At 26.2% G+C, this 4,860-nt stretch carries 5 protein-coding genes; all 5 read left to right on the top strand.

The window, feature by feature from the left end:
* On the top strand, positions 1-677 hold a 677-nt coding region (gene cgtA / locus UDIV_RS02585; RefSeq protein WP_038102942.1), incomplete at its 5' end, for an Obg family GTPase CgtA.
* 3 nt (positions 678-680) lie between these two features.
* Positions 681-1,448 (top strand): NAD(+) synthase, encoded by a 768-nt coding sequence (nadE, locus tag UDIV_RS02580; RefSeq protein ID WP_051749477.1) that lies wholly within the window; start codon positions 681-683, stop codon positions 1,446-1,448.
* A 24-nt stretch (positions 1,449-1,472) separates the two neighbouring features.
* On the top strand, positions 1,473-2,006 hold the full coding sequence (locus UDIV_RS02575; RefSeq protein ID WP_051749475.1) for a hypothetical protein: 534 nt from the start codon (positions 1,473-1,475) through the stop codon (positions 2,004-2,006).
* Positions 1,996-3,006: a phenylalanine--tRNA ligase subunit alpha gene (gene pheS / locus UDIV_RS02570; RefSeq protein WP_038102941.1), complete on the top strand. Its 1,011-nt coding sequence runs from the start codon at positions 1,996-1,998 to the stop codon at positions 3,004-3,006. The genes UDIV_RS02575 and pheS overlap by 11 nt, the downstream gene beginning before the upstream one ends.
* Positions 3,007-3,022: 16 nt before the next feature.
* The coding region (gene pheT, locus UDIV_RS02565; RefSeq protein ID WP_038102940.1) for a phenylalanine--tRNA ligase subunit beta at positions 3,023-4,860 on the top strand (1,838 nt) is incomplete at its 3' end.

Below are 4,860 nucleotides of genomic sequence, written 5' to 3'. Positions count from 1 at the left end.
TTTTTGCTGATATCCCAGGACTTATTGAAGGAGCGCATGAAGGGGTTGGTTTAGGATTTGATTTTCTAAGACACATCGAACGATGTTTCTTACTATTACATTTAATTTCATTAGATCCAAATGATAATGCTGATATTGTTCAAGCTTATGAAACAATTGTTCATGAACTATCCGCTTATAAACAAAGTGTAGCTGATAAACCAATTATTATTGTAGCTAATAAAATTGATGCAATTGGAGCAGAAGAAAATCTAGCATTACTAAAAGATCATTTAAAAGATCAAGATGTAATTGTGATTAGTGCTCTTAATTACACTAATATCAAAGATATGTTAGATCAAGTCATTGAAGCTTATTTAGCAGCTAGACATAAATTTAATATCCAAGCTCAAAATAACTCTTCTGATCAACTATTAGTTTGAAAAGATTACAGTATTAAAGAAAAAGTAATTGATAAAACAATAGTTATCAATCAAGTTGATGAACATGTTTTTGAAATTAGTGGACCTTATTTAAAATACTGAACACACCGTATCCCTTTAAATACCCAAGATAACTTAATTCGGTTTAATCAAAAACTCCAATCAATTAACTTCAAAGAACAACTTAAAGAAGCAGGAGCAGTTCCTGGTGATAGTTTAATCATTTATGATATTCAACTTGAATATGAGGAGTAGTTAATGATTAATAATAAAATGTTTGAGTTAATAACTTATTTTAATCAAGTAACTGAACAAATGCTAACTAAATTAGCTACTATGAATTCTAATAAAGTAGTTATTGGAATTTCAGGAGGAGTTGACAGTGCTCTTGTTTATACTTATTTAAAAAGCATTAAACAAAAGTACAACTTAGAAATATATCCATATTTCTTACCAATTGATAATATAGAACTTGATTATGAATGTGTTAGTTTACTTAATGTTGATCAAGATATTAAAACGATTGATCTTAAACTTGTTTATGATCAATATTTATTGGCTTTAGATATTAAAGATAATAATACTTTAGCTTTTGCTAATTTAAAGAGTAGAATAAGAAGTAGTTATTTATATATTATTGCTAATCAAATTAATGGGTTAGTTATTTCTAATTTAAACTATGATGAATACATTTTAGGATTCTTTACTAAATTTGGTGATAGTGCAGCAGACTTTTATTTTTTAATTGGTCTGCTTAAAACTCATATTTATGATCTAGCTAAATATTATAAAGTACCAGAGTTAATTATTAAAAGAGCACCAAGTCCATCAAACACAAAAGATGAAAAAGAATTTGATGAAAACCAACTTGGTTTTAGTTATGATCAACTTGATCAACTTTTACTTAAGATTAACTATGATCAACAACTATTAACTAAAATTAAAAATAAAGTTTTAGTTAATGAACATAAACACTTTGACATTTCTCAATATCATTTATTTACTAATTATTTAAAAATTAAATAACGATCTTAGAACAAGGAACTTTTTATGAAAAACAAAACCAATAAAACAACCACCTTTCTGAAAAGTTTAAAAGGTTTTCAGGTCATCACTATTATTGCATATTGTTTTGTAGCAATCTTAATTGGTTTATTAATATGATCAAGTATTGAACTAACTAATGAACTAACTTTAGTTAAAACTGTTTATGAGTATAAATATAATCAATTAGTAATGTTTCAATGGGGTTCAATTGTTGGAGTAAGTGCTTTTTTAATTATTATGATCAATATTAATATCTGAGCTTATTGATCATATTCAAACACCTATATCCCTGAACTTAAAGAGAAGGTTTTATTAAGAAATTATTTTAGAAACAAAAATAAGAAAACTGATCAATCTAATAAAAGCAGTGAACAAGAAAAAGAACAAGAAATAGAACCAGCTGATCAATCTAATAGTAGTGAATCAACTAATCAAGATAAAAAACTAAAAAGAAAAACAAAAAGTTTACCAACTGATATTATTTCCATTGATCATGAAGAATTAGATCAAAAAGAGGATAGTAAGTATGAATCATAATGATCAATTACTTAAAGAACTTAAAACTAGTTTATTAAGTGCTAAAAATGAACGTCAACTAATTGAGTTTAAAAACATCTTTATTAAACAACATTTATTACCAATGTATGATCAACTAAAAAGTAGTGATGATAAAAAAAGCTTAGGATTAGTTATTAATCAATTTAAACAACAAATTGAAGAAGTTTGTAATGAATGTTTAAATGTTATTGAAAATGAATCTGATCAAAAAAGTGCAGATCAATTAATTAATTTATCACTAAAAGAAAATTATTATAACTCAGCTACTTTTCATCTTTTAACAATCATTATTAACGATATTGCTAATTTCTTTAAACAACTTAATTTTGAAATTGTTAGTGGCAATGAAGTTGTTGATATTAAAATGAACTTTGATCAACTTAATATTGATGAGAACCATCCTGCTCGTGCAAATGCGGATTCATTCTTTATTAATCACATTAAAATGTTAAGAACCCATTGTACAACAACAACTGCAGAACTAATTTATAATGCATCAAATAAAGATATTCGAATTATGTCGTTTGGTAATGTTTATCGAAAAGACGATGATGATGCAACACACTCACACCAGTTTATGCAAGTTGATTTTGTTTGAATCAAAGAAAACTTAACAATTGCTAATTTAAAATGATTAATTGATGCACTAATCAAATATTTATTTGGTGAACAACTTAAAACTAGATACCGTTTAAGTTTCTTCCCTTTTACTGAACCTAGTTTTGAAGTTGATGTGCAATGTTTTAAGTGTGATCTTAAAGGTTGTGCTGTTTGTAAGTATTCAACCTGAATTGAGATTATGGGAACTGGGATGTTACATCAAAATGTACTAAAAGCAGCTAATTTAGATCTTAATCTTAAAGGATTAGCTTTTGGGATTGGAATTGATCGAGTAGCTATGCTTAAGTATGGAATAGATGATATTAGATATCTATATTCAAACAACATTAAATTTAATAAACAAATTAAGAATCGCTAAAAGGAGGTTGTAGAATATGATTATTAGTTGAAAATATTTACAACAACTTCAACCACGATTTAAAAAAGTTAGTTTAGATCAACTCTATGATGCATTAATGGATTTAGGGTGTGAGGTTGAATACACTAAAACATTAGCTAAAAATACTAATTTAGCAATTGCACGAGTTCTTAAAAAACAAAAACATCCAAATGCAGATAAACTTAATTTAGTTGAAGTTAAAACTGAAGATGGGATTTATAATGTTGTTTGTGGAGCAGATAACTTTAATGTTAATGATTATGTAGTATTAGCAAAAGTAAACGCGACACTTGGAAATGGATTAGTTGTTACTAAAAGAGTAATTCGTGATCAAGTATCAAATGGAATGTTATGTGCTTACTCTGAACTTGTTCCAGAATTTAAAAACCTGTTAGCTAAAGAAGATCAAGAAGGGATTATAGTTCTACAAGCTCAACCTAGATTATTATTAAGTGATCCGAATCAATTACTTTGATTAGATGATCAATTAATTGAAATCAGTTTACCATCAAACCGAAACGATCTAAATGGTTATTATTGATTAATTAAAGAACTAAATGCTTATTTTAATTTTAGTCCTATTGGGTTTGAAAGTATTGATTTAAAATCTGAAATCAACCATTTAACATCTAAAGCTAAGATTTTATCAAATGATGTTAATGCTTATCACTTATTAGAAGTTAATAATTTAGCTAACTATCAAACAAGCTGAGCTACTAAAATCATTTTAATGTATCACAACATTAAAGTTCATAATCATTTTGCTGATCAAATGAACTTATTAAGTTTATTAATAACTAACCCTTTACATGCTTTTGATCAAAGCAAAGTAAATGGTAAGATCACACTTAAAAATGCTGATAAAGATCATGAAATGGTTGGTTTAGATAATTTAGTATATAAAATCAAAAAGAATGATTTAATCATTGTTGATGAACAAAAAACAATTGCTTTAGCAGGCATCATTGGTTCACTTGATTCTTGTGTTGATAAAAACACAAAGCAAGTATTAGTTGAATGTGCTAACTTTAATGATTTAACTGTAGCAAATACAGCTAGAAGACTAAAAATAAATACAACTGCAGCATCTCGTTTCTCTAAACCATTAACTAATTATTTAACTTATATTGCTTTTAAGAACTTAGTTAATTATTTTTCTGATGATGTTAATATTTTATATCATCAAAATAACTATCATCCAACTACTCTTAAAAACAACTTAAATAATGTAAGTGAGATCATAGGAGCATCTGTTAACATTAAACAAGCGTCTTCTTTTTTAGAACGTTTAGGATATGAAATCAATTCTAAAACAATTAAAACACCAATGCATCGGTATGATATAGTTAATGATTATGATATCTATGAAGATGTTATGAAAATCAACAGCATCAATAAAATTGATCCAGTACCGATTAGTATTGATATCTTAAACTTTAAACAAAATCAAAACTATGATTTTGTTTATAAACTAAAACAACTATTAATTAGCTTAGGGATTTATGAAGCTAAGACTTATAATCTTAAAGATTATGAACAAGCAGTAGCTTTTGATGTTTTTAATTTCAATAAAGCTTATGAAATTAAAAACCCAATCTCAAATATAAGAACCCACTTTAAACTAAATAACATTAGTAGTTTATTAGAAGTAATTAAATATAATCAATATCAAAAAAATGAATTAGTTAACTGGTTTGAAATTAGTCATATTAATGCAATTGGTTTAAATCAACAAACAATACTAACAATTGTTTTAGCTAAACCTATTTTTGAATCTTTACTATCTAAGAATATAGTTAGTCTTGATCTAGTAAGTGCTAAAGCACTATTATC

Source organism: Ureaplasma diversum NCTC 246, assembly GCF_000731915.1.
In the GTDB taxonomy this organism is placed as follows: Bacteria; Bacillota_I; Bacilli_A; order Mycoplasmatales; family Mycoplasmoidaceae; genus Ureaplasma; species Ureaplasma diversum.
Note: the sequence above shows the minus strand (reverse complement) of the source record. Positions and strands in the feature narration are given on the sequence as shown.